Source organism: Gibbsiella greigii (assembly GCF_039540155.1).
In the GTDB taxonomy this organism is placed as follows: Bacteria; Pseudomonadota; Gammaproteobacteria; order Enterobacterales; family Enterobacteriaceae; genus Gibbsiella; species Gibbsiella quercinecans.
This window is the reverse complement of record NZ_BAABEM010000006.1, coordinates 329753-352566: the sequence shown is the minus strand read 5'-3', so window position 1 is coordinate 352566 and position 22814 is coordinate 329753. Positions and strand designations below refer to the sequence as shown.

The following is a 22814-nucleotide window of genomic DNA, read 5'->3' as shown; positions in this document are numbered from 1 at the left end:
CCATTCAAAATTATTGAATATCACCATCATGGTTATCCGGCTGTGCCGGTGCGGCAAAGGGCGTAAGGTGGTTGGCATAAACCGGCTACCCCTCTGGAGAAGAATATGATGACCACGTCCCGCATGCCTGCGCTGTTTTTAGGGCACGGCAGCCCAATGAATGTGTTGGAAGACAACCGTTATACCCAGGCGTGGCGCGAACTGGGTGTGAAACTGCCGCGGCCAAAAGCGATTATCGCGGTTTCTGCCCACTGGTATACCCGCGGCACGGCGGTAACGGCGATGGAAAACCCGAAAACCATCCATGATTTTGGCGGTTTTCCCCAGGCGCTGTTTGATACCCAATATCCGGCGCCGGGCTCCCCGGCGTTGGCGGCGCGGATACAGCAACAGTTGGCGCCGCTGCCGGTGATTGCCGACACCCGTGAATGGGGGCTGGATCACGGCGCTTGGGGTGTGCTGATCAAAATGTATCCGCAGGCGGATATTCCGGTCGTGCAGCTAAGCGTTGATGGGACGCAGCCTGCGTCTTACCACTTCGAGCTTGGGCGAAAACTGGCGGCGCTGCGTGATGAAGGGATCATGATCGTCGCCAGCGGCAACGTGGTGCATAACCTGCGTAAGGTGAAGTGGGAAGGGGATGGCAGCCCATATCCTTGGGCACGGGCGTTTAACCAGTACGTGCGCGACAACCTGGCCTACCGCGGGGGTGAGCACCCGTTGGTGAACTTTATGCAGCATGAAGGAGCCGCACTCGCCAACCCAACGCCGGAACATTTCTTGCCGCTGCTGTACGTGCTTGGCGCGTGGGATGGTAACGAGCCGATCGGCATCCCGGTGGATGGGATTGAAATGGGGGCGCTCAGTATGCTCTCGGTTCAAGTGGGTTAATTTTCTGAATGCCAGTCGCTGACTGGCATTTTTTTGTCGTTTTTTCAGCTTTTTATCGCCGCTGACGTTGTGTCAGCGCCCAACAAGCCGGCACCCGCCTGGAAAGGGGGTTTTGGCCTTGATCCGGAAATCACCTCGTCCTATAGTGAATTCACTGTACAAAAATACAGTATTTCACGAAAGTCATATTTTAATTGATTGATTAACGAGGTATTTCCTATGAAAACGACCACCACGAATTTCGGCCAACAACCCCTGAAAGCGGCCACTGCCAAGTTCGGCCAACAGCCGAATCAATCCACCATCTGGACCCGTGCCGACGCGCTGAAAGTGCGTGCCGATGACCCGACCACCACGCAACCGCTGGTTAGCGCTGATTTCCCGGTGCTGAGCGATACGGTGTTTATCTGGGATACCATGCCGCTGCGTGATATCGACGGTAACGTCACTTCCGTTGACGGCTGGTCAGTGATTTTCACCCTGACGGCGGAGCGCCAGCCGACCAACCCAGAGTACCTGGATGAAAACGGCAACTATGACATCAACCGCGACTGGAACGATCGTCATGGCCGAGCAAAAATGTGCTACTGGTTCTCTCGCACCAGTAAAGACTGGGTGTATGGCGGCCGCGTGATGGCGGACGGCGTTTCACCAACCACCCGCGAATGGGCCGGCTCGCCGATTTTGCTCAACGACCAGGGCGACGTCGATCTGTACTACACCGCGGTTACGCCTGGCGCGACCATTGTGAAAGTGCGTGGCCGCGTGGTGACCACTGAGCACGGCGTTGACATGGTTGGCTTCAAAAAAGTGTCTTCGCTGTTCGAAGCCGACGGCAAAATGTACCAAACCGAAGCGCAAAACCCGTACTGGGGCTTCCGCGACCCATGGCCGTTCCGCGATCCTGAGAGTGGCAAGCTATATATGCTGTTCGAAGGCAATGTGGCCGGTGAGCGTGGTTCGCACAAAGTGGGCGAAGCGGAAATCGGCGACGTGCTGCCGGGTTATGAAGACGTGGGCAACTCACGTTACCAGACTGCCTGCATCGGTATTGCGATGGCACGTGATGAAGACGGCGATGATTGGGAACTGCTGCCTCCACTGCTGACGGCGGTTGGCGTTAATGACCAGACCGAGCGCCCGCACCTGCTGTTCCAGGACGGCAAATATTACCTGTTCACCATCAGTCATCAGTACACCTATGCCGATGGCCTGACCGGCCCGGACGGTGTGTACGGTTTTGTCGCGGATTCACTGTTCGGCCCTTACGTGCCGCTGAACGGTTCCGGCCTGGTGTTGGGCAACCCGTCAAGCCAGCCGTTCCAGACCTATTCTCACTATGTGATGCCGAACGGGTTGGTCACCTCGTTTATCGATAACGTGCCGCTTGAGGACGATGATTCTGACGCCGGCTTCCGCGTCGGCGGCACGGAAGCGCCAACGGTGGGCATCAAGCTGGTGGGCGATCGCACCTTCGTGGTGGAAGAATATGACTACGGTTATATTCCACCCATCATTGATGTAACCTTGAAATAACCGGAGGGAATGCCCGGGCACGGCAACGTGCCCGGGTTTTCTGCCGTTTGGCATTGGCCGTGCGATTTAATCCAGAATGATGTGCGGATAGAAGCGCGACAGATCCTGGGTGATCAGCGCGCGATCTTCCCGCAGACCGATACCACAGGGTTGATCGTTCACCAGCCAACTGCCGATCAAGGTATAGCTGCCCTCAAACTGCGGCAACGGATGGAACTGCTGCACGATCATGCCTTCTTCACCATACGGGCCATCGGCCTGCGCGGCGATCTGGCCGTTTTGCACGATCTGAATATTCGCCCCTTCGCGTGAGAACAGCGGCTTGATGACGTAGTTTTCCATCGCCGGGTGTTCGTCTTCGGCAAAATAGGCGGGTAACAGGTTCGGGTGGTTGGGGAACATCTCCCACAGCAGCGGCAGTAGCGCCTTGTTGGAGATAATGCTTTTCCATGCCGGCTCCAGCCAGCGCACGCCGGCGTCTTCCAGCTTGGTGGAAAACATTTCACGCAGCATGAATTCCCACGGGTACAGTTTGAACAGATTACCGATCACCTGGTCTTGCAGGTCGGTAAACTGGCCCTTTTCCCCCAGCCCGATATCCTCCATAAACAGGAACTCGGTCGCCAAATCGGCTTCCTGCGCGCAGTCTTGCAGATATTGCACCGTCCCCCGATCTTCCACGCTATCCCGGCAACAGGCCATGTGCAGCAGACTAAACCCGTGGTGCGCCTTTAATTGCGCAAAGCGCTCAATCAGCTTTTCCTGCAGGCTGTTGTACTGATCGGCCTGTTCCGGCAGGCGGCCGGCGTTAAGCTGATCTTCCAGCCAAATCCATTGGAAAAAGGCGGCTTCATACAGCGACGTTGGCGTATCGGCGTTGTTTTCCAGCAGCTTTGGCGGGTTGACGCCATCATAGGCCAGATCGAGGCGTGAATAGAGTGAAGGCTGGTTAGTGCGCCAGGCGCTGCGGACGAATTCCCAGGTGTGCTTAGGAATACGGAACTTCGCCATCAGCGCATCGCTGGCGACCACCTTTTCCACCACCTGCAGGCACATCTGGTGCAGTTCGGCGGTGGCGTCTTCGATCTCTTCGATCTGTGCCAGCGTAAATTGATAATAGGCATCTTCACACCAGTAGGGTTCGCCATACATGGTGTGGAAATTGAAACCGAACTCGGTGGCTTTTTCACGCCAGTCCGGGCGCTCGATGATAGCAACGCGTTTCATCGATTAACCGCCCATGGTGCGTGAGCTGGAGGTGGCGCTGCTGCGTTGCATGGTGGCCTGCTTGGCGACGGTTTCGCCAAAGCCGCCGCGGGTAATGGTGTTGGTGACCGCCGGTTTTGGCGCCATGGCGGTTTTCGGCACCGTCATCGTGCGGCCGCCGGCCGTCGCTGGGCCATAGTTTTTGCCGGTGGCGTCAACGAACTTGCCGTTGGCCGGGCTGGCAGGGTTTTTGGAGGTGAACAGCGGCTGTTGGGCAAAACCGGCGCCGCCCATCATCCGGCCCATCATATAGCCCGCCATCAGCGGCATCCAGAAGCTGCCGCTGCTTTGCGATTCTGCCGCCATGCCCGCTTGCGCCGGCGCCTGGGTGCATTGCGCTTCTCCAAACTCTGCCACGCAGTCTTCGCGGGTGGCATATTTCGGCGCGGTTTTTTCGGCTTCTTTCAAGGCATTGTTGTAAGCCGTGGTGCACTGCTCGCTCATGGAAGGATTGGCGCGCGAACAGTCATCGGCATTTTGGTACAGCGATACGGTTTCATCGGCCTTTTCGCAACCGGCCAACATAAATACCGCACTGACGGCCAGCGCGACGGGGGCCATGCGGTAGTTACGCCAGGATTTGCGGAACGTCTCTCTATTAATGTTTTTTGTCCGTTTCATCGGCATTAAATCCCATTATTCATTATTTTTAGCCATGCGGCCTTTTCCCAGTAGGTGGCGTAAGAATAGGGGAAAGATGTGCAAAATTAAAGCTGAAACGCGCGGATAACCGACTCTTTACGCAGGATTACGTGGCGGTGTGCGCCAGTTCTCTTTAATCGCGAAAACGCCGCTCTGAATGTTCCATTTTGGAACGTTTTGCCGAGCTGGCCGTTTCGCAATGGAACGAAAATCGCCAGGCTCGTAATGCCTGTGGGCGGCCGTATAGTCATTAGTAACAACCAGCCGGCGGAAGACCGGCAACAACCTCACCTGAAATCTGAACATCGCCAATGAACCCAGAAGGAGCCGGTTATGTTAAGAATCATCCAATCACCCAGTAAATATATCCAGGGCCTGAATGCGTTAGCCTCCGTCGGCCAATATGCGAAATCACTGGCTGAGCACTATTTTATTATCGCCGATGACTTTGTCATGAAACTGGCGGGCGACACCGTGATGGGCAGCCTGCAGCAGCACGGCGTTAAACATCATGCCTGCGTTTTTAACGGCGAATGCAGCCATAAAGAGATCGATCGCCTTGGTCAGGAGCTGAAAGACCAAGGGTGCAACGGTGTTATTGGCATGGGCGGCGGCAAGACGCTGGATACCGCCAAAGCCATTGCCTATTACCAGAAAGTCCCGGTGGTGCTGATTCCGACCATCGCTTCGACCGATGCGCCAACCAGCGCGCTCTCCGTGGTCTACACCGAGCAAAGCCAGTTTGAAGAGTACCTGATTTACCCCACGCCGCCGAACATGGTGATCATGGACAGCGCGATCATCGCCAAAGCCCCGGTGCGTTTGCTGGTGGCCGGGATGGGCGATGGGCTTTCCACCTACTTTGAAGCACAGGCCTGCTTTGATGCCCAGGCAACCAGCATGGCCGGCGGTAAATCAACGCTGGCGGCGCTGAGCCTGGCGCGCCTGTGCTATGAAACCCTGCTGAAAGAGGGCTTCAAGGCCAAGCTGGCGGTTGAAGCCGGCGTGGTGACCGAATCGGTTGAGCGCGTAATCGAAGCCAATACCTATCTGAGCGGCCTAGGTTTTGAAAGCAGCGGTCTGGCGGCGGCCCACGCCATCCACAATGGGTTCACCGTGCTGAAAGAGACTCACCACCTTTACCACGGTGAAAAAGTGGCGTTCGGTACCCTATCGCAACTGGTGCTGCAAAACAGCTCCGAAGAGCAGATCGAAACGGTGATGCGCTTCTGCCACCGGCTAGGGTTGCCGATCACACTGGCCGAGATGGGGGTGACGGAAGATCTGCCGGCGAAAATCCAGGCGGTTGCCGAGGCAAGCTGCGCGGAAGGCGAAACCATTCATAACATGCCGTTCAAGGTCACGCCGGCCAGCGTACAGGCGGCCATTTTGACCATGGATCGGCTGGGGCGTGCCTGGTTGCAACAGCACGCATAGCTACCATAGCGGGCGTGGCATGCCGCGCTTGCGATGCCAGACAGAGGAATGAACCGTGAAAAAACTGATCAATGAGGTCGAATCGGTCCTGGAGGAACAGTTGCGGGGCCTGGGCGAGGCTCACCCCGAACTACAGGTGCATCAGGATCCGCTGTTTGTGGTGCGTGCCGCTGCGCCGGTGCCGGGCAAGGTGGCGGTGCTTTCCGGCGGCGGCAGCGGCCATGAGCCGATGCACTGCGGCTTTGTCGGGGAAGGGATGCTTGATGGCGCCTGCCCGGGGGAAATCTTTACCTCACCCACGCCGGATAAAATGTATGAGTGCGGCCAGGCCATCGACGGCGGCGCCGGGGTGTTGTTTCTGGTCAAAAACTACACCGGCGACGTGCTGAATTTTGAAACGGCCACCGAGCTGTTGCACGACAGCGGCGTGCAGGTCGCGACGGTGTTGGTTGATGACGATGTGGCGGTAAAAGACAGCCTATTTACCGCCGGGCGCCGTGGTGTTGCCAACACGGTGCTGATGGAAAAACTGCTGGGGGCGGCGGCGGCGCGTGGCGATAGCCTGGATGCGCTGGTGACGTTCGGCCACAAGATCAACAACCAGGGGCATTCAATCGGCATCGCGCTGGGGGCGTGCACGGTACCGGCGGCCGGCAAACCGTCGTTTGTACTGGCGGAGAATGAAATGGAGTTCGGCGTAGGCATCCACGGCGAACCGGGCATCGCACGGCGGCCGTTCACCACCCTGAACCAGGCGGTGGACGACATGTTCAAGACTCTGATTGAAAACGGCTACTACAAACGCACCCTGCGGGTGTGGGATCGCCAACACGGCGAATGGCGTGAAGAGATCCAGGAGAAGCAGCCGCTGGCACGCGGCGATCGCGTGATTGCGTTGGTGAATAATCTGGGGGCCACGCCGCTTTCCGAATTGTACGGTGTCTATCACCGCCTGGCGGCGCTTTGCGCCGAGGCCGGCATCATCATTGAACGCGATCTGGTGGGGGCTTATTGCACCTCGCTGGATATGCAGGGGGTTTCCATCACCTTGCTGAAAGCCGACGACGAGGTGCTGTCGTTGTGGGATGCGCCGGTAAAAACGCCCGCATTACGCTGGGGATGTTAGGTAAACGTAGGGCCGTGGGCCGGGTTAAGGCTCACGGCGAGGCGCTTGCCGCGCTAAGCCCGCGGCAAGTCATGGCCTGAGGAGGAAACATGGCATTAACGAAACAGCAGGTGGTGGATTGGCTGATGCGCTGTGCGGCGGTGTTTGCCGAACAGCGTGATTTTCTGACGCGCCTGGATACCGAGATTGGCGATGCGGATCATGGCCTGAATATGAACCGCGGCTTCAATAAAGTGGCGGAAAAACTGCCCTCGGTGGCGGACAAGGACATCGGTTTTATCCTGAAAAATACCGGGATGACGTTGCTGTCCAGCGTCGGGGGCGCCAGCGGCCCGCTGTTCGGTACGTTTTTCATCCGCGCCGCGCAGGCAGCCAATGCCAAGCAAAGCCTGGATTTAGAGGAATTGCACCAGGTGATGCAGCAAGGGGTAGAAGGCGTGGTGATGCGCGGCAAAGCCGAGCCGGGTGATAAAACCATGTGTGATGTTTGGTGGCCGGTGGTGGCGAGCCTGGGGCAATCCGCCCGGCAGCAGCTTAACCTGGCCGACGCGCTGGATATCGCCGTCGGCGAGGCGGAAAAAGCCGTGGAAAGCACCATCACCATGCAGGCGCGCAAAGGGCGGGCCAGCTACCTGGGGGAACGCAGCATTGGCTATCAGGATCCGGGGGCGACCTCGGTAATGCTGATGATAAAAACATTGGCGCAGGTGGTTGGCTAAGCCATGCCTGCCGCGGTGCGTATTCCGTGGCGCTTGGCTTGGTGAAGGCAACCCCAGGGAGGTGAGATGATCAATATCGTGGTGGTTTCGCACAGTGCGCAATTGGCGCGCGGCGTGCAGGAATTAGCGCAGCAGATGATGCGTGCCGATGGTTGCCAACTGGCGTTGGCGGCCGGGGTGGATGATGAAGAGCACCCTATCGGCACGGATGCCGTCAGAGTGATGGACGCGATCAACAGCGTTGCGCAGGGCGACGGAATAGACGGAATAGTGGTGCTGATGGATTTGGGCAGTGCGCTATTAAGTGCGGAAACGGCGTTGGAACTGCTGGAGCCGGCGGTAGCGGAAAAAGTCAAACTGTGTTCGGCGCCGCTGGTGGAGGGCACTCTGGCGGCGGTAGTGGCCGCCAATGCCGGCGCGCCGCTGGCGCAGGTGCTGGCCGAGGCGCAAGGGGCGCTGCAGGCCAAACAGGCCCAGCTCGGTGAAGCGCCGGGCGCCGAGGAAAACGTCGGCCTGCCGTTGGCCGAGGGGAAAAGCGTCAGTTGGTTGGTGCAAAATCCGCACGGCCTGCATGCCCGGCCGGCGGCGCGGCTGGCGGAAACCTTAGCACCCTTCGACGCCGAACTGCTGTTGGAGAAAAACGGGCAATGCGTTAACCCGCGTAGCCTGAACCAACTGGCGCTATTGCAGGTGCGCCATGGCGATACCATCCGCCTGATCGCTAACGGCCAACAGGCCGATCAGGCGCTGGCGGCGTTTAAAGCGTTGGCGGAACAGCATTTTGGCGAAACGATATCGGCCCAGCAGCAGCCATCGCTGCACGGCATGCCGGTGGCGGAAAGCGTCAGCACCGGCCCGGTGTTGCAGACCGCCAGTTTCTGGCCGGTGGTGGCAGAAAAATCGATCGGCACCGATGACGTGATTAACGAGCAACAGCGGCTGCGGGAAGCCCTGCAACACACGCTGAGCGATCTGAACAAGTTGGCGGAACGAACGGCGACGCTGATCGGTAAGCCGCAGGCCGGTATTTTCGGTGCGCACAGCATGCTGTTGGACGATCCGGATCTGCAGCAGCAGGCCTATGCCCGCATTGCCCAGCGGCTTTACTGTGCGGAACGGGCATGGCGGGAAGTGCTTGAGGCGGTGGCCGATGACTATCTGGCGCTGGACGATGCTTACCTGCGGGCGCGTGAGCTGGATGTGCGCGATCTGCTGCGCCGTACCCTGAGCCACCTGCAACAGCAAACGATCCCGCCGATCGCATTGGCGGAGCCGGTGATTCTGGTGATGGATGAGATCATGCCTTCTGATGTGGTGATGCTGGATCGGCGCATGGTGCTTGGTATTTGCCTAAGCGGCGGTAGCGTTGTTTCGCACAGCGCCATTCTGGCCAAAGCGATGGGGATCCCGATGGTGGTGGGGCTGAGCGGCTGCATGGAAAAGACCCACTGCGGCCAAAAGGTGATGCTGGATGCGGCCCGTGGAGTACTGCAGCTCAGCCACTAAGCGTGCGGCTTGAACTGGCTGATATCGATCCGGTATTGCTTGATTTTTCGCCACAGCGTGGTGCGGCCAATTCCCAGCAACTGCGCCATCTCATTCAGTTGGCCCCTGCGGGTATTGGCCGCACGGATAATGGCCTGACGTTCGGTTTCCTCTAGCGTCAACGGCGGCGATCCTGGCTGCGTTTCGTTTTCCAGCAGGGGCTGATGCCCCAAAAGGTGCGCGGGCAGGTCGGCCAACTGAATGTGGTGGCCGCGGCAAATCATCGCCGCCCGCTCGACCACGCCTTTCAACTCAAGATCGTTACCCGGCCACAGATACAGGCTGAGCTGGGCCATAACTTCATCATCCACCCGAAAGCGGCACTGGAAGTGTTGTTCCAGCGCGCGCAGATGGTGCCTGACCAGCAGCGGAATATCGCTGACGCGCTGGCGCAGCGGCGGGATCTGGATTTCAAAGGCCTGCAGACTATAAAACAGCTGGCGGCGGAAGCGGTTTTGCTGCACCAGCAAAGGTAGATTGGCGGAGCTGGTGGCGATGATGCGCACGTCCACCGGGATCACCCGGCTGGAATTCAGACGCATCACGACACCGGTTTTCAACACCTGCAGCAGTGCGGCCTGCATATCCGGCGGCAGGTATTCGATCTGATCCAGATACAGCGTACCGCCGTTGGCCAGCTCGAACTTGCTCAGCAGGCCGGCCTGTTCTTCGCTGGCGTCGCAGCCCAGCAGTTCACTCAGCCCCTGGGCTTCGGGCAGCAGTTGGCAGTTGAGTGAAATGTAAGGCCCGGCGGCGCGTTCGCTGGCATTGTGGATGGCCTGGCCGAGCAACTCTTTGCCTATTCCTTCCTCGCCGCACAGCAGCAGCGGGTGGTGGCCTTTCGCCGCCTGTTGGCCGTAGCGGATCAGGCGGCGCATTTCCAGCGACGCCGAAGGCATCTGTTCAAAGGTATGGCTGACGCGGCCGAGCTGGCTGCTGACGTACTGATGCATCCGCTCCAGCGGGTGCAGTAGCGCGATAAACCCGCAGCGCTCGCCGTCGGGAATCGGCTTTAAGGTCAGCAGGACGGCGATAAACTGGCGCTGGCTTTCGAAGGTGACTTCGACATGGTGCAGCGCCTGGCGCTGGGCGACCGCCCGGCTCAGCAGCGCGGGAAACGTCAGCAACTGCGCCAGCGGCTTGCCCTGGCTGTGCTGGCCGTTGAGCTTGAGCATGTTTGCCGCCCGCTGGTTGATATATTGCAGGTTGCCATGGTGATCCCAGGCCATGACGCCGTCTTCCACGCTTTCCAGCAGACCATAGAGTTGGTTCAGGTGGCGGTTGGATTCAGCCAGCAGGCTGTCGGCATTGAGCGAATTACTGATACCGCGGGCGATCGCCAACGTCAGGGAAAGATCGCCCGCCGCCCGCTCTTGCAGCAGGCACCCCAACGCGATGGCGCCGCGTTGCCGCCCGCCGTTGTCATAAATCGGCGTGGCGCAAAATGACCAGCCGTGCAGCGCCTGGCGCACGTGCTCACTGCCGCAGACCTGCATCGGGTGGCCCTCTGCGGCGGCCAGCGCCGGCGCATTGGTGCCGATATCCCCTTCTGCCCAGTAAGCGCCGGGTTTGAACCCCAGCCGTTGCAACTGCTCCCGCGTATCGGGGGCGCCGCACAGCCACAGCATACAGCCGCTTTCATCGAGGATGAACAACACGCAGCGGCGGTTTTCCATAAATTCGTAGGCGTCTTCCAGCGCCGCTTGGCCAAGCGTCAGCAGATCGTTTTTACGTTTGCAGATGGAGTGGAAGGTGGTGCCAAGCGCACAGTGCGGGGCTTTCCAGACGGCGGGGCGCATCAGGTTGCAGCAGCGCAGCCAGGAGGCATAGATCGCAGGCGCAGGGCGCTGCTCCGCCGGGAGTGCCCCGGTTGCCATTAACTGCTGCCAGCGTGAAGTATTCTTCATCCAATCCTGCTCAGGCTGAGGAACGTATCAGGAAATAATACCACTGAATGCCGAACGGGAATGTGAAGCCTGTAGGCCAAGGGGGAAATAATCAGGGCGGGGAAAGACCCGCCCTGAATGCTTAACGGTTGCGGAACGGGTTGCGCGGTTGCGTGGTGGTGGCAGGCTGCGCCACGGCGGCGGGGGCCGGGGCAGAAACGGCGGCGACCGGCGCAGCCGCGTTGCTGCTGTTGCGATCCACATAGGCATCCTGCGCGGTGGTTGGCGGCGCCACCACATCCGGCGAGGTGGAGATCGGGTTGCCCAGCGCGCCGTTGAGCATCAGCAGATCGTTTTCGTTTAACGTCCCGAGTGCGGATTTGATGTTCAACTGGTTAATCAGGTAGGTATAGCGTGCGCTGGAAAGCTGTTGCTTGGCATTGTAGAGCGTGGTGGTAGCGTCCAACACGTCGACGATGGTGCGCGTGCCCACCTGGTAACCGGCTTCCATGGCATCCAATGAGCTCTGTGCGGAAACCACCGCCTGTTGGTAGGCGTTGATGCTGCTGATGGAGGCATTGATGTTATTGAAGGAAGAGCGAACGGTTTGTACCACGCTGCGGTGTGAGCTTTCCAACTGTTCACTGGCGGCGACAAAATTATACTGCGCTTGCTTCACCACCGAGCTGGTCTGGCCGCCGCTGTAGAGCGGCAGGTTCAGGCTCACGCCGATTTTGTTCTGGCCAGCGTCGCTGTCGCTGTAGTTGCCGGCGCTGGTGGCGGAACCGTTGTATTTGGTGTTGGTGATGCCGCTGGAGGCACTCATGTCGATCGTCGGCAGGTGGCCGCTTTGCGCCGAGCGGATCTGTTCGCGCGCCAGATCCTGGTTCAGACGGGCTGAAAGCAGGGTCAGGTTGCGGTTTTCGGCTTCTTTCAACAGGTTGTTGACCGCTTCAGGGCGCTGGGTAGAGAAACGGGTGGTATTCAGCGAAGCCAGTTCCGGGTAGAAATTGCCGGTTATCTGGCGCAGGCTTTCCAGCGCGTTATCCAGATTGTTGCGGGCCGTCACTTCGTTCGCTAGCACCGTGTCATAGCTGGAACGGGCGTTTTGCACATCGGTAATGGCAACCAGGCCGACGTTAAAGCGCTGGGTGGTTTGATCCAACGTGCGGTAAACCGCCTGTTTTTGCGCCTGCACATAGGATAAGGTGTCGATCGCGTTCAGCACATCGAAGTAGGCGGTGGCGGTGTTCAGGATCAGCGACTGTTCGCTGGTTTGAAAGGTTACGTCGGCGATCCCGGCGGTTTTTTCCTGTAACGTCAGCGCACGCCATTTCGACATGTCGAAAATCACCTGCGACAGCGCGATCGAGCCGCTGGTCACATTGCTGTTAATGTTGTTGGCATCGCGGTAACCGCTGTTATAGGTATAACCGGTGGTCAGGCCCAATTGCGGCAGCAAGGGGCTGCGCGCTTCATTGATCTTTTCGAAAGCGGAATTACGTACAGCGGCTGCCTGGCGCAAATCCGGGTTATTTTCCCTTGCCTGTTTATAAACTTGCAGCAGGTTCTCTGCCTGGCTCATGGTACTGAACCCGACCAGGCTCAGTCCGATAAGAAGGGGGAGCAGTTTCTTCATTTGCATTCCTTGTTGTGCAGCAATATTGCTATGTTAGCGCTGACGATAGGCGAATAGTTGCCGATTTTAGCAGAGTCCAGGCTGCGCATCAGGTGGCTGAATGTGCCCTCTGGCGCAACTTTTTTGCCTTGCTGGCCTGAGTACGAGCTATATGGCGCTGGCTGCTCACGCCTCAATTGATATTATGATGTTTCACAATCTATCACAAAGAGGATGGCGGCAGGCTTACTGTTTCCGCTATCAGCCCCGGTTCTTTATACTACCACTCCATTCATGCAGGAGAACGCCACCGATGAAGCAGCTCAAAACCACACCCGTTACTTTCGGTAAAGATGATGTAGAAATTATTGCACGTGAGACGCTGTATCGTGGTTTTTTCTCGCTTAATTTATATCGGTTCCGTCATCGTTTATTCAATGGCGAAATGAGCGGGGAAGTGAAACGTGAGGTTTTTGAGCGCGGGCATGCCGCAGTGCTGCTACCTTATGATCCACGGCGCGATGAAGTTGTGTTGGTTGAGCAATTGCGTATCCCGGCGTTGGAGAGCAGTAACTCCCCCTGGCTACTGGAAATGGTGGCAGGTATCATCGAAACGGGCGAAAGCGTGGAAGACGTCTGCCGGCGTGAAGCCCAGGAAGAAGCCGGTGTGGCGGTCGGGCGTTGTAAACCGGTGCTAAGCTATCTGGCCAGCCCCGGCGGCACCAGCGAACGCCTGTCGATTATGGTGGGGGAAGTCGACGCCACCACCGCGGAAGGGATTCACGGGCTGGCGGCAGAAGATGAAGATATCCGTGTCCATGTGGTTAGCCGCGAACAGGCTTATTGCTGGGTAGAAGAGGGCGTAATTGATAACGCCGCATCAGTGATTGCATTGCAGTGGTTGGCGCTGCACCATGAATCGCTCAGAAAAGAATGGGTCAACTCATGACAAAACGCTATACCCCTGATTTCCCGGAAATGATGAGGCTGTGTGAAACCAACTTCGCACAATTGCGCCGCTTATTGCCGCGTAATGATGAAGTGGGTGAAACGGTGACTTATCAGGTGAACGGCGCCAGTTATCGTCTGACCATTATTGAGTCCACGCGCTATACCTCGCTGGTGGAGATCAAGCAGGTGTTCCCAGCAGTCAGTTACTGGAGCCTGCCGGCAATGACGGTGCGGCTGTACCACGACGCCATGGTTGCGGAAGTGTGTTCCAGCCAGCAGATCTACCGTTTTAAAGCACGTTATGATTATCCGAACAAAAAGTTGCATCAACGCGACGAAAAGCATCAAATTAACCAGTTTCTTGCTGATTGGCTGCGCTACTGTTTAGCGCATGGCGCGATGGCGGTTCCGGTTTGTTAGACAGACTGAAATAGCAAAGGACACCATTTGGAAAGCCTGTTTAAACTGCCCGTGGCGAGTGGGGCCAAGGTCAGAATCCTGCAAATAACAGATACCCACCTTTTTGCCGGCAAGGATGAAAGCCTGCTCGGCATTAATACCTATCGCAGCTACCTTGCGGTGCTGGAAGCCATCAAGGCGCAGCAGCGGGGGGTTGATTTGATCGTCGCGACCGGCGATCTGGCGCAGGATCATTCCCAGGCCGCCTATCGGCATTTCGCCGAGGGCATTTTGCAACTGCCGGCGCCCTGTGTCTGGCTGCCGGGTAATCATGATTTCCAGCCGGCGATGGTGGACGCATTGGCCGCTGCCGGTATCACGCCTTCCAAACACGTGCTGCTGGGCGATAACTGGCAAGTGGTTCTGTTGGACAGCCAGGTTTTCGGCGTGCCGCACGGTGAACTGAGCGAATATCAGCTTGAATGGATGGAACGTTGCCTGAAGGCCCATCCCGAGCGTTATACGCTATTGTTGCTGCACCACCATCCGCTGCCGTCCGGCTGCACTTGGCTGGATCAACACAGCCTGCGCAACCCTCATATGCTGGGGGAGATCCTGTTGCGCTTTCCGAAGGTCAATACGCTGCTGTGCGGGCACATCCACCAGGAGATGGATATCGCCTGGCAGGGGCGGCGGCTGTTGGCAAGCCCGTCAACCTGCGTGCAGTTCAAACCGCATTGCACCAACTTCGCCATTGACGATCTTTCCCCCGGCTGGCGCTATCTGGATCTGCTGCCTGACGGGCGGGTGGAAACCCAGGTATATCGCCTGGATAACGACGATTTTCGCCCTGATATGGATTCCGATGGCTATTAGAGCGCGGCGTCTTATCCTTTTTGTTCACCCGGCCTGGCCACGCCAGCGCGCTGTTTTGCCGTAAAATAGCCATCAACGGCCCACGCACAACGACGAGATACCGCCTCATGTCAACGCTACTCTATTTGCACGGTTTCAACAGTTCGCCCCAGTCGGCCAAAGCAGCCGCCTTCAAGGCGTGGCTGGCCGAACATCATCCGGGCGTCGAAATGCTGGTGCCGCAGCTACCGGCCTACCCGGCGGAAACGGCGGAAATGCTCGAAAGCCTGGTGATGGCGCGCGCCGGCCGGCAGTTGGGGATCGTCGGTTCTTCGCTGGGCGGCTATTACGCCACCTGGCTGTCGCAATGTTTCTCTCTGCCCGCCGTGGTGGTCAATCCGGCGGTAAAACCGTTTGAATTGCTGATTGATTACCTGGGGAAAAATGAGAACCCCTACACCGGCCAGCAATATGTGTTAGAGTCTCGTCACATTTACGATCTGAAGGTGATGCAGATCGATCCTTTGGAGTCGCCAGATTTAATCTGGCTGCTGCAGCAAACGGGGGATGAAATACTCGATTACGGCCAGGCTGTGGCGTATTACACTGCCTGTCGGCAAACGGTAGAGGCCGGTGGAAACCATGCCTTTGTCGGTTTCGAGCACTATTTTCCCCAGATTGTGGATTTTTTAGGGCTCAACGCTGTCTGAGCAAGCGGTTCCGGCACCTTCCTTTAACCACGAAAAAATAATCAACGATGACTCAATCCAGCTATAACGCTGATGCCATTGAAGTACTCAGCGGTCTAGAACCAGTGCGCCGTCGTCCCGGTATGTATACCGATACCACGCGCCCGAACCACCTTGGCCAAGAGGTGATTGATAACAGCGTCGATGAAGCGTTGGCTGGTCACGCAAAACGCATCGATGTGATCCTGCACGCCGATCAGTCATTGGAAGTGATCGATGACGGCCGCGGCATGCCGGTGGATATTCACCCGGAAGAGGGCGTGCCGGCGGTGGAGTTGATCCTGTGCCGTCTGCACGCCGGCGGTAAATTCTCCAACAAAAACTACCAGTTCTCCGGCGGCTTGCACGGCGTGGGTATCTCGGTGGTCAACGCCTTGTCAAAACGCGTTGAGGTGAACGTGCGCCGCGACGGCAATGTCTACAGCATGGCCTTCGAAAACGGCGACAAAGTGCAGGATCTTGAAGTGACCGGGACCTGCGGCAAACGAAACACCGGCACCAGCGTCCATTTCTGGCCGGACGAACAGTTCTTCGATAGCCCGCGCTTTTCCGTCACGCGTCTGTCGCACCTGCTGAAAGCCAAAGCGGTGCTGTGCCCGGGCGTGGAAATCTATTTCTTCGACAAGGTCAACAACACCGAACAGCGCTGGTGCTACCAGGACGGGCTAACCGATTACCTGATGGAAGCGGTCAACGGTTTGATTACGCTGCCGGAAGCGCCTTTCGTCGGTACTTTCTCCGGTGATACCGAAGCCGTGGACTGGGCGCTGCTGTGGCTGCCGGAAGGCGGCGAACTGCTGACCGAAAGCTACGTCAACCTGATCCCCACCATGCAAGGGGGCACCCATGTTAACGGTCTGCGCCAGGGGTTGCTGGACGCGATGCGTGAGTTTTGCGAATTCCGCAATATCCTGCCGCGCGGCGTGAAGCTCTCCGCAGAGGATATCTGGGATCGCTGTGCCTACGTGCTGTCGGTGAAAATGCAGGATCCGCAGTTCGCCGGCCAGACTAAAGAGCGCTTATCATCGCGCCAGTGCGCCGCGTTTGTCGCCGGTGTGGTGAAAGACGCCTTTAGCCTGTGGCTGAACCAAAACGTGCAGGCTGCGGAACAGCTGGCGGAACTGGCGATTTCCAGCGCTCAGCGCCGCCTGCGCGCGGCCAAGAAAGTGGTGCGCAAAAAGCTGACTAGCGGCCCCGCGCTGCCGGGCAAGCTGGCGGACTGCACGGCGCAGGATCTGAGCATGACCGAACTGTTCCTGGTGGAAGGGGATTCCGCGGGCGGCTCCGCCAAGCAGGCGCGCGATCGTGAGTATCAGGCGATCATGCCGCTGAAGGGGAAAATCCTCAATACCTGGGAAGTATCTTCGGATGAGGTGTTGGCTTCGCAGGAAGTGCATGATATTTCAGTCGCGATAGGTATCGATCCCGACAGCGACGATCTCAGCCAACTGCGCTACGGCAAGATCTGCATCCTGGCGGATGCGGATTCCGACGGCTTGCATATCGCCACCTTGCTGTGCGCGCTGTTTGTGCGCCATTTCCGCGCCCTGGTGAAAGATGGGCACGTGTATGTGGCGATGCCGCCTTTGTACCGTATCGATCTTGGCAAAGAGGTCTACTACGCCCTCGACGAGGAAGAAAAAACGGGCGTGCTGGAGCAACTGAAACGCAAGAAGGGCAAGCCTAACGTTCAGCGTTTTAAAGGGTTGGGGGAAATGAACCCGCTGCAGCTGCGTGAAACCACTCTGGATCCCAACACCCGCCGGCTGGTGCAGCTGACGGTGGATGACGGCAACGTCGATCAGACATTGGCCGTGATGGATATGCTGCTGGCGAAAAAGCGGGCGGAAGATCGCCGCAACTGGCTGCAGGACAAGGGCGATATGGCAGAACTGTCGGTCTAACCCCGGCCAGGCCCGGTGGTTGCCGGGCCTGGTGTTCTGCGCTTGAACAGGGCGGAATGCATGAAAATCACCCTTGAAGAACTTTTGGCATTCACCGCGGTGGTGGATTGCACCTCGATTACCGCGGCAGCCGAACAGCTTGGCCAAACCGCTTCCGGCATCAGCCGCGCCCTCAGCCGGCTGGAGAAAAAGCTCGACACCACCTTGTTGCGCCGCACGACCCGCCGTCTTGAATTGACCGAAGAAGGGCAAACTTTCCTGAGCCACGCCCGTGAAATCATCCGCTCGGTTGAAAACGCCGAGGAACAGATGGCGTTACGGCGCACCTTGCCGGCCGGCCGCCTGCGGGTCAATGCTGCGGCGCCGTTTATGGAGCATGTGATTGTGCCGCTGGTGGCCGGGTTCCGCCACCAGTTTCCGCAGATCACGCTGGAGCTGAATACTGATAATCTGTTTATCGATCTGCTGGAAAAACGCACCGATATTGCGATTCGCATCGGCACCCTGCGCGATTCTACCCTGCACGCACGCTTGCTGGGCTACAGCACGCTGCGCATCCTGGCCAGCCCGGAATACATTGCCCGTTTTGGCGCGCCGCAGCGCGTGAGCGATCTGCGTGATCATTGTCTGTTAGGCTTTAGCCAGCCGGAATCGCTGAACCAATGGGCGCTGCGCGACGAGCAGGCGGAATTTTTCACCATCACGCCGACCATTTCGGCTTCAAGCGGGGAAACTCTGCGGCAACTGGCGCTGTGTGGGGAAGGGATCGTACAACTGTCGGATTTCATGACGCGGGAAGATCAGCGCGCCGGGCGGTTAGTGCCGCTGCTGGAAGCGCAAACCCAGGGCGGGCACCGGCCGATTAACGCCGTGTATTACCACAATACCCCGCTGGCGGCGCGAATTACCTGTTTTCTGGACTACGTGAGCGCCCATATCGACGCCCAGCACCTGTAGCGGCAACGCCCACCCGCTGCGCGGGCGGGCATTTGTGGTTAGGCAAACACGTTGCTCAGGTGCGCCTTGTAGTTGGCGATGAACGTGTCGATCTGCGGATTCTTGATAACATCGTTGCAGATGAAGGTCGGCAGCGCTTCCATGCCCAGGAACTGGTTCGCTTTGTGGAAGTGCAAGTACACGCCGTCGACGCCCACCCCATGGAAGAACTGATCCGGATCGGTAAAGGCTTCCAGCGGGGCGTTCCAGGTCAGGCTCAGCATGTAGGTTTTGCCTTGCAGCAGGCCGCCGGAGCCGTATTTTTTGCTGGCGTCAGAGCGGGTGCGGCCATCGCTGGCATACAGGCTGCCGTGGCCAACGGTAAAGACTTCGTCGATGTATTTTTTCAGGATCCAAGGCTCGCCCATCCACCAGCCGGGCATTTGGTAGATGACCGTATCGGCCCACAGGTATTTCTCGATTTCCGCGGCGATATCGTAGCCGTCATCGACGACGGTGACTTTGACGTCATGCTGTGCGGCGCGCAGCGTGTTTTCCGCCACGTCGCTCAGGGTTTGGTTTAACCGGCCTTCAGAATGGCCGAACTGTTTTTTTGCATTGATAATCAGTATGTTGCTCATCGTCTGTCATTCCTGTCCGATAGAAAGGATTTGCTCTGCACATGCTGCACAGAACTTATGCTGACTGCCAGTGTAATACTTAGCAAGGAAAGGGAAAATGAGATCCAGCGCACAACAGTCTTGACTAAAAATCAATAAAAGCGTCCGTCATCAGCGCTATTTTGCACAAAATAAAATTTTGCCCGGCGCAGGTGAACGATAAATGCACCAATTGTGACAGTTACCCGCAGATGGGGTACTATCGCGGGCAAGAATCGACAAGCATTGCCAAGCCACGGTCTGAGGATATTTGAGTAATGAGCGACCTGACTCATGACGGTGTAGAGCGTTTACCGCTGCACACATTCACTGAAAACGCCTATCTGAACTATTCCATGTACGTCATCATGGATCGGGCGTTACCGTACATTGGTGACGGCCTTAAGCCGGTACAGCGTCGTATCATCTATGCGATGTCCGAGCTGGGGCTGACGAACAGCGCCAAGTTCAAAAAATCCGCCCGTACTGTGGGTGACGTGTTAGGTAAATACCACCCGCACGGCGACAGCGCCTGCTATGAAGCCATGGTGCTGATGGCGCAGCCGTTTTCATACCGTTACCCGTTGGTTGACGGCCAGGGCAACTGGGGGGCGCCGGACGATCCCAAATCCTTCGCCGCGATGCGTTATACCGAATCGCGCCTGTCGAAATACGCCGAGGTGTTGCTGAGCGAGCTGGGCCAGGGCACGGTGGACTGGGTGCCGAACTTCGACGGCACGATGCAGGAACCGAAAATGCTGCCGGCGCGCCTGCCCAACGTGCTGCTCAACGGCACCACCGGTATCGCCGTGGGGATGGCGACCGATATCCCGCCGCATAACGTGCGCGAAGTGGCCGCCGCTGCGGTGGCGCTGCTGGAGAAACCCAACACCGGCCTGGATGAACTGCTGGAGTTTGTGCAGGGGCCGGATTTCCCGACCGAAGCCGAGATCATCACGCCGCGCGACGAACTGCGCAAAATTTATCAGAATGGCCGCGGTTCGGTGCGTATGCGCGCCATCTGGAAAAAAGAAGACGGCAGCGCGGTGATCACCGCCTTGCCGCACCAGGTCTCTGGCGCCAAGGTATTGGAACAGATCGCCAGCCAGATGCGCGCCAAGAAGCTGCCGATGGTGGAAGATCTGCGTGATGAATCCGATCATGAGAACCCGACCCGGCTGGTGATTGTGCCGCGCTCGAACCGTGTGGATCTGGAGCAGGTGATGAGCCATCTGTTTGCCACCACCGATCTGGAGCGCAGCTACCGCATCAACATGAACATGATCGGCTTGGACAACCGTCCGGCGGTGAAGGGGCTGGTGGAAATCCTGACCGAGTGGTTGGCCTTCCGGCGCGAGACGGTGCGCCGCCGCCTGAACTACCGGCTGGAAAAAGTGCTCAAGCGCCTGCATATCCTGGAAGGTTTGCTGGTTGCGTTTCTCAATATTGATGAAGTGATCCACATCATCCGTACCGAGGACGAGCCGAAGCCAGTGCTGATGCAGCGCTTTGGCATTACGGATACCCAGGCGGAAGCGATCCTGGAACTGAAACTGCGCCACTTGGCGAAGTTGGAAGAAGTGAAAATCCGTGGCGAACAGGATGAGCTGGCGAAAGAGCGCGATCATCTGCAGGCGCTGCTGGCCTCTGAGCGCAAGCTGAATACGCTGATCAAAAAAGAGATCCAGGCGGATGCGCAGACCTATGGCGACGATCGCCGCTCGCCGATTACCGAGCGCGCCGAAGCCAAGGCGATGAGCGAGCACGATTTCGTGCCGTCCGAGCCGGTAACCATCGTGCTGTCCGAGATGGGCTGGGTGCGCAGCGCCAAAGGCCATGATATCGATCCGATTGGCCTGAACTACAAAGCCGGTGATAGCTTCCGCGCCGCCGCGCGCGGCAAGAGCAATCAGCCAGTGGTGTTTATCGACTCCACCGGGCGCAGCTATGCGCTTGATCCGTTGACGTTGCCGTCCGCCCGTGGGCAGGGCGAACCGCTGACCGGCAAACTGACGCCGCCGCCGGGCGCCACCATTGAACAGGTGATCATGGCGCCGGACGAGCAGAAGCTGCTGATGGCGTCCGATGCCGGCTATGGCTTCGTCTGTACCTTCAGCGATCTGGTGGCGCGCAACCGCGCCGGTAAAGTGATCATCACCCTGCCGGATAATGCCAAGGCGTTGCCGCCGCTGGAGATTTACAGCGACGACGATATGCTGCTGTCGATCACCAAGGCGGGGCGCATGCTGATGTTCCCGGTGGCCGATCTGCCGCAGCTCTCGAAGGGCAAGGGCAATAAAATCGTTTCTATTGCTTCGGCGCAGGCCTCTTCCGGCGAGGATATTCTTGCCTGGCTGTTCGTGCTGCCGCCGCAGACTTCCGTTACCCTGCACGTCGGTAAACGCAAGCTGACGCTGCGGCCGGAAGATTTGCAGAAGTTCCGCGCCGAACGCGGCCGCAAGGGCACGCTGTTGCCGCGCGGGCTGCAGCGGATCGATCGCGTCGAGCTGGATATGCCGCCGCGTGCGGATGCTAGCGAGGAGTAATACCATCCCGGGCGCGGCTGCATGCTGCGCCCGTTTTTCCTTGGGTGCCGGTATATACCCAAAATAATTCGAGTTGCAGGAAGGCGGCAACGCAGCGAATCCCCAGGAGCTTACATAAGTAAGTGACTGGGGTGAGCGAGGAAAGCCAACACACCTGCAACTTGAAGTATGAAGGGTATAGTTAAATCAATGACGTTGAAACGCATAAATATATTGTGCGCGGCGGCGGCCGGCAGGAAAATAGCCCGAACTTTAGGGGTATAAATAAGCAAAGAGCGGCGCAGCGGTTATCGCCGTGCCGGCAGTGTGCTAAAGAGGTTGTTATGTTATTAATTTTACGTGCCGTTTTCGTCACCCTGTTTTGTATTTTGGTGTGCGTTTTCGGTTCTATTTACTGTTTATTTAGCCCGCGTAACCCCCGCCATGTCGCCACCTTCGGGCATTTGTTCGGCCGGTTGTCACGCGTATTTGGGCTGAAGGTTCAGGTGCGTAAGCCCGCGGCGGCGGCCAGCTACGGCAACTGCATTTATATTGCCAACCATCAGAATAATTACGATATGGTCACGGCGTCGAATATTGTGCAGCCGCGGACGGTGACCGTCGGTAAGAAAAGCCTGTTGTGGATCCCCTTTTTTGGGCCACTGTATTGGCTGACCGGTAACTTGCTGATCGATCGGGATAACCGCGCCAAGGCGCACGGCACCATCGCCCAGGTGGTTGAGCACATCAAGAAAAAGAACATTTCAATCTGGATGTTCCCGGAAGGCACCCGCAGCCGCGGGCGTGGGTTGATGCCGTTTAAAACCGGCGCTTTCCACGCGGCCATCGCCGCCGGGGTGCCGATTGTGCCGATTTGCGTTTCCAATACCAGCAATAAAATCAGTCTGAACCGTTGGAATAACGGCCAGGTGATTGTTGAAATGCTGGAGCCGGTGGATGTCAGCCAGTACGGCAAGGAAAACGTGCGCGAACTGGCGGCGCATTGCCACGATCTGATGCAGGCAAAAATCGCCGAATTGGATGCCGAAGTCGCCCAGCTTGAAGCGGCTAAAAAATAAAATTATCCGCTGGCGTTAAAACAGGTATTTTAAACAGCACTGGATGCTGTCAACGCTGAGGCCCCTGATGATCGCCGGGGGCCGGCTTTTT

The 22814-nt window shown here is 58.0% G+C and carries 19 protein-coding genes; 14 read left to right on the top strand and 5 right to left on the bottom strand.

Going from position 1 to position 22814, the window contains the following annotated elements; all coding sequences use genetic code 11:
• Positions 1-108 precede the first annotated feature (108 nt).
• Together ygiD and AC559G_RS04840 are read left to right on the top strand one after the other, a co-directional pair.
• Complete coding sequence (ygiD, locus tag AC559G_RS04845) at positions 109-891, top strand: 4,5-DOPA-extradiol-dioxygenase (RefSeq protein ID WP_438599795.1); 783 nt, start codon at positions 109-111, stop codon at positions 889-891.
• 219 nt (positions 892-1110) lie between these two features.
• The gene (locus tag AC559G_RS04840; protein WP_498911708.1) at positions 1111-2427 is read left to right on the top strand and encodes a glycoside hydrolase family protein; all 1317 of its coding nucleotides are present in this window, start codon (positions 1111-1113) and stop codon (positions 2425-2427) included.
• A gap of 66 nt (positions 2428-2493) precedes the next feature.
• Here AC559G_RS04840 and AC559G_RS04835 read toward each other — a convergent pair whose 3' ends face one another.
• Complete coding sequence (locus AC559G_RS04835; RefSeq protein WP_498911706.1) at positions 2494-3654, bottom strand: glutathionylspermidine synthase family protein; 1161 nt, start codon at positions 3652-3654, stop codon at positions 2494-2496.
• Between the two features lie 3 nt (positions 3655-3657).
• Entirely contained in the window at positions 3658-4314 is a 657-nt protein-coding gene (locus AC559G_RS04830; RefSeq protein WP_438599780.1) for a DUF1190 family protein, read from the bottom strand.
• Between the two features lie 354 nt (positions 4315-4668).
• On the opposite strand from AC559G_RS04830, the gene AC559G_RS04825 reads away from it, so the two are divergent.
• From AC559G_RS04825 to dhaM, 4 genes are all read left to right on the top strand, one after another.
• Positions 4669-5772, top strand: coding sequence for a glycerol dehydrogenase (locus AC559G_RS04825; protein ID WP_095847181.1), 1104 nt, complete (start codon positions 4669-4671; stop codon positions 5770-5772).
• Positions 5773-5827: 55 nt separating this feature from the next.
• A complete protein-coding gene (gene dhaK / locus AC559G_RS04820) occupies positions 5828-6898 on the top strand; it encodes a dihydroxyacetone kinase subunit DhaK (RefSeq protein ID WP_498911703.1) in 1071 nt (356 codons plus the stop codon).
• 89 nt (positions 6899-6987) lie between these two features.
• Positions 6988-7617 carry a dihydroxyacetone kinase subunit DhaL gene (gene dhaL / locus AC559G_RS04815; RefSeq protein WP_279025660.1) on the top strand — a complete coding sequence of 210 codons (630 nt, stop codon included), beginning with the start codon at positions 6988-6990 and terminating at the stop codon, positions 7615-7617.
• Positions 7618-7683: 66 nt separating this feature from the next.
• Positions 7684-9123 (top strand): dihydroxyacetone kinase phosphoryl donor subunit DhaM, encoded by a 1440-nt coding sequence (dhaM, locus tag AC559G_RS04810; RefSeq protein ID WP_498911701.1) that lies wholly within the window; start codon positions 7684-7686, stop codon positions 9121-9123.
• Here the strand turns inward: dhaM and dhaR are convergent.
• The gene (gene dhaR, locus AC559G_RS04805) at positions 9120-11069 is read right to left on the bottom strand and encodes a PTS-dependent dihydroxyacetone kinase operon transcriptional regulator DhaR (RefSeq protein WP_498911699.1); all 1950 of its coding nucleotides are present in this window, start codon (positions 11067-11069) and stop codon (positions 9120-9122) included. The genes dhaM and dhaR overlap by 4 nt on opposite strands.
• A 121-nt stretch (positions 11070-11190) precedes the next feature.
• Positions 11191-12687, bottom strand: coding sequence for an outer membrane channel protein TolC (gene tolC, locus AC559G_RS04800; RefSeq protein WP_498911697.1), 1497 nt, complete (start codon positions 12685-12687; stop codon positions 11191-11193).
• Positions 12688-12979: 292 nt separating this feature from the next.
• Here tolC and nudF point away from each other — a divergent pair, with 292 nt between their 5' ends.
• The 6 genes from nudF (at position 12980) to AC559G_RS04770 (ending at position 18481) form a co-directional block, all read left to right on the top strand.
• The gene (gene nudF / locus AC559G_RS04795; protein WP_121555039.1) at positions 12980-13615 is read left to right on the top strand and encodes an ADP-ribose diphosphatase; all 636 of its coding nucleotides are present in this window, start codon (positions 12980-12982) and stop codon (positions 13613-13615) included.
• A complete protein-coding gene (locus tag AC559G_RS04790) occupies positions 13612-14037 on the top strand; it encodes a DUF1249 family protein (RefSeq protein WP_095847188.1) in 426 nt (141 codons plus the stop codon). The genes nudF and AC559G_RS04790 overlap by 4 nt, the downstream gene beginning before the upstream one ends.
• A 27-nt stretch (positions 14038-14064) precedes the next feature.
• Positions 14065-14892: a 3',5'-cyclic-AMP phosphodiesterase gene (gene cpdA, locus AC559G_RS04785; protein WP_498911695.1), complete on the top strand. Its 828-nt coding sequence runs from the start codon at positions 14065-14067 to the stop codon at positions 14890-14892.
• A gap of 107 nt (positions 14893-14999) precedes the next feature.
• A complete protein-coding gene (gene yqiA, locus AC559G_RS04780) occupies positions 15000-15581 on the top strand; it encodes an esterase YqiA (RefSeq protein WP_498911693.1) in 582 nt (193 codons plus the stop codon).
• A gap of 47 nt (positions 15582-15628) precedes the next feature.
• Positions 15629-17524, top strand: a complete 1896-nt coding sequence (gene parE / locus AC559G_RS04775; RefSeq protein WP_498911691.1) for a DNA topoisomerase IV subunit B — start codon at positions 15629-15631, stop codon at positions 17522-17524.
• A gap of 60 nt (positions 17525-17584) precedes the next feature.
• Positions 17585-18481, top strand: coding sequence for a LysR substrate-binding domain-containing protein (locus AC559G_RS04770; protein ID WP_498911689.1), 897 nt, complete (start codon positions 17585-17587; stop codon positions 18479-18481).
• A gap of 38 nt (positions 18482-18519) precedes the next feature.
• On the opposite strand, the gene AC559G_RS04765 is transcribed toward AC559G_RS04770, so the two are convergent.
• On the bottom strand, positions 18520-19101 hold the full coding sequence (locus tag AC559G_RS04765; protein ID WP_438599768.1) for an NAD(P)H-dependent oxidoreductase: 582 nt from the start codon (positions 19099-19101) through the stop codon (positions 18520-18522).
• A 296-nt stretch (positions 19102-19397) separates the two neighbouring features.
• On the opposite strand from AC559G_RS04765, the gene parC reads away from it, so the two are divergent.
• Together parC and AC559G_RS04755 are read left to right on the top strand one after the other, a co-directional pair.
• Positions 19398-21665: a DNA topoisomerase IV subunit A gene (gene parC, locus AC559G_RS04760; RefSeq protein ID WP_498911687.1), complete on the top strand. Its 2268-nt coding sequence runs from the start codon at positions 19398-19400 to the stop codon at positions 21663-21665.
• A gap of 323 nt (positions 21666-21988) precedes the next feature.
• Positions 21989-22723 carry a lysophospholipid acyltransferase family protein gene (locus AC559G_RS04755; RefSeq protein WP_498911685.1) on the top strand — a complete coding sequence of 245 codons (735 nt, stop codon included), beginning with the start codon at positions 21989-21991 and terminating at the stop codon, positions 22721-22723.
• Positions 22724-22814 lie beyond the last annotated feature (91 nt).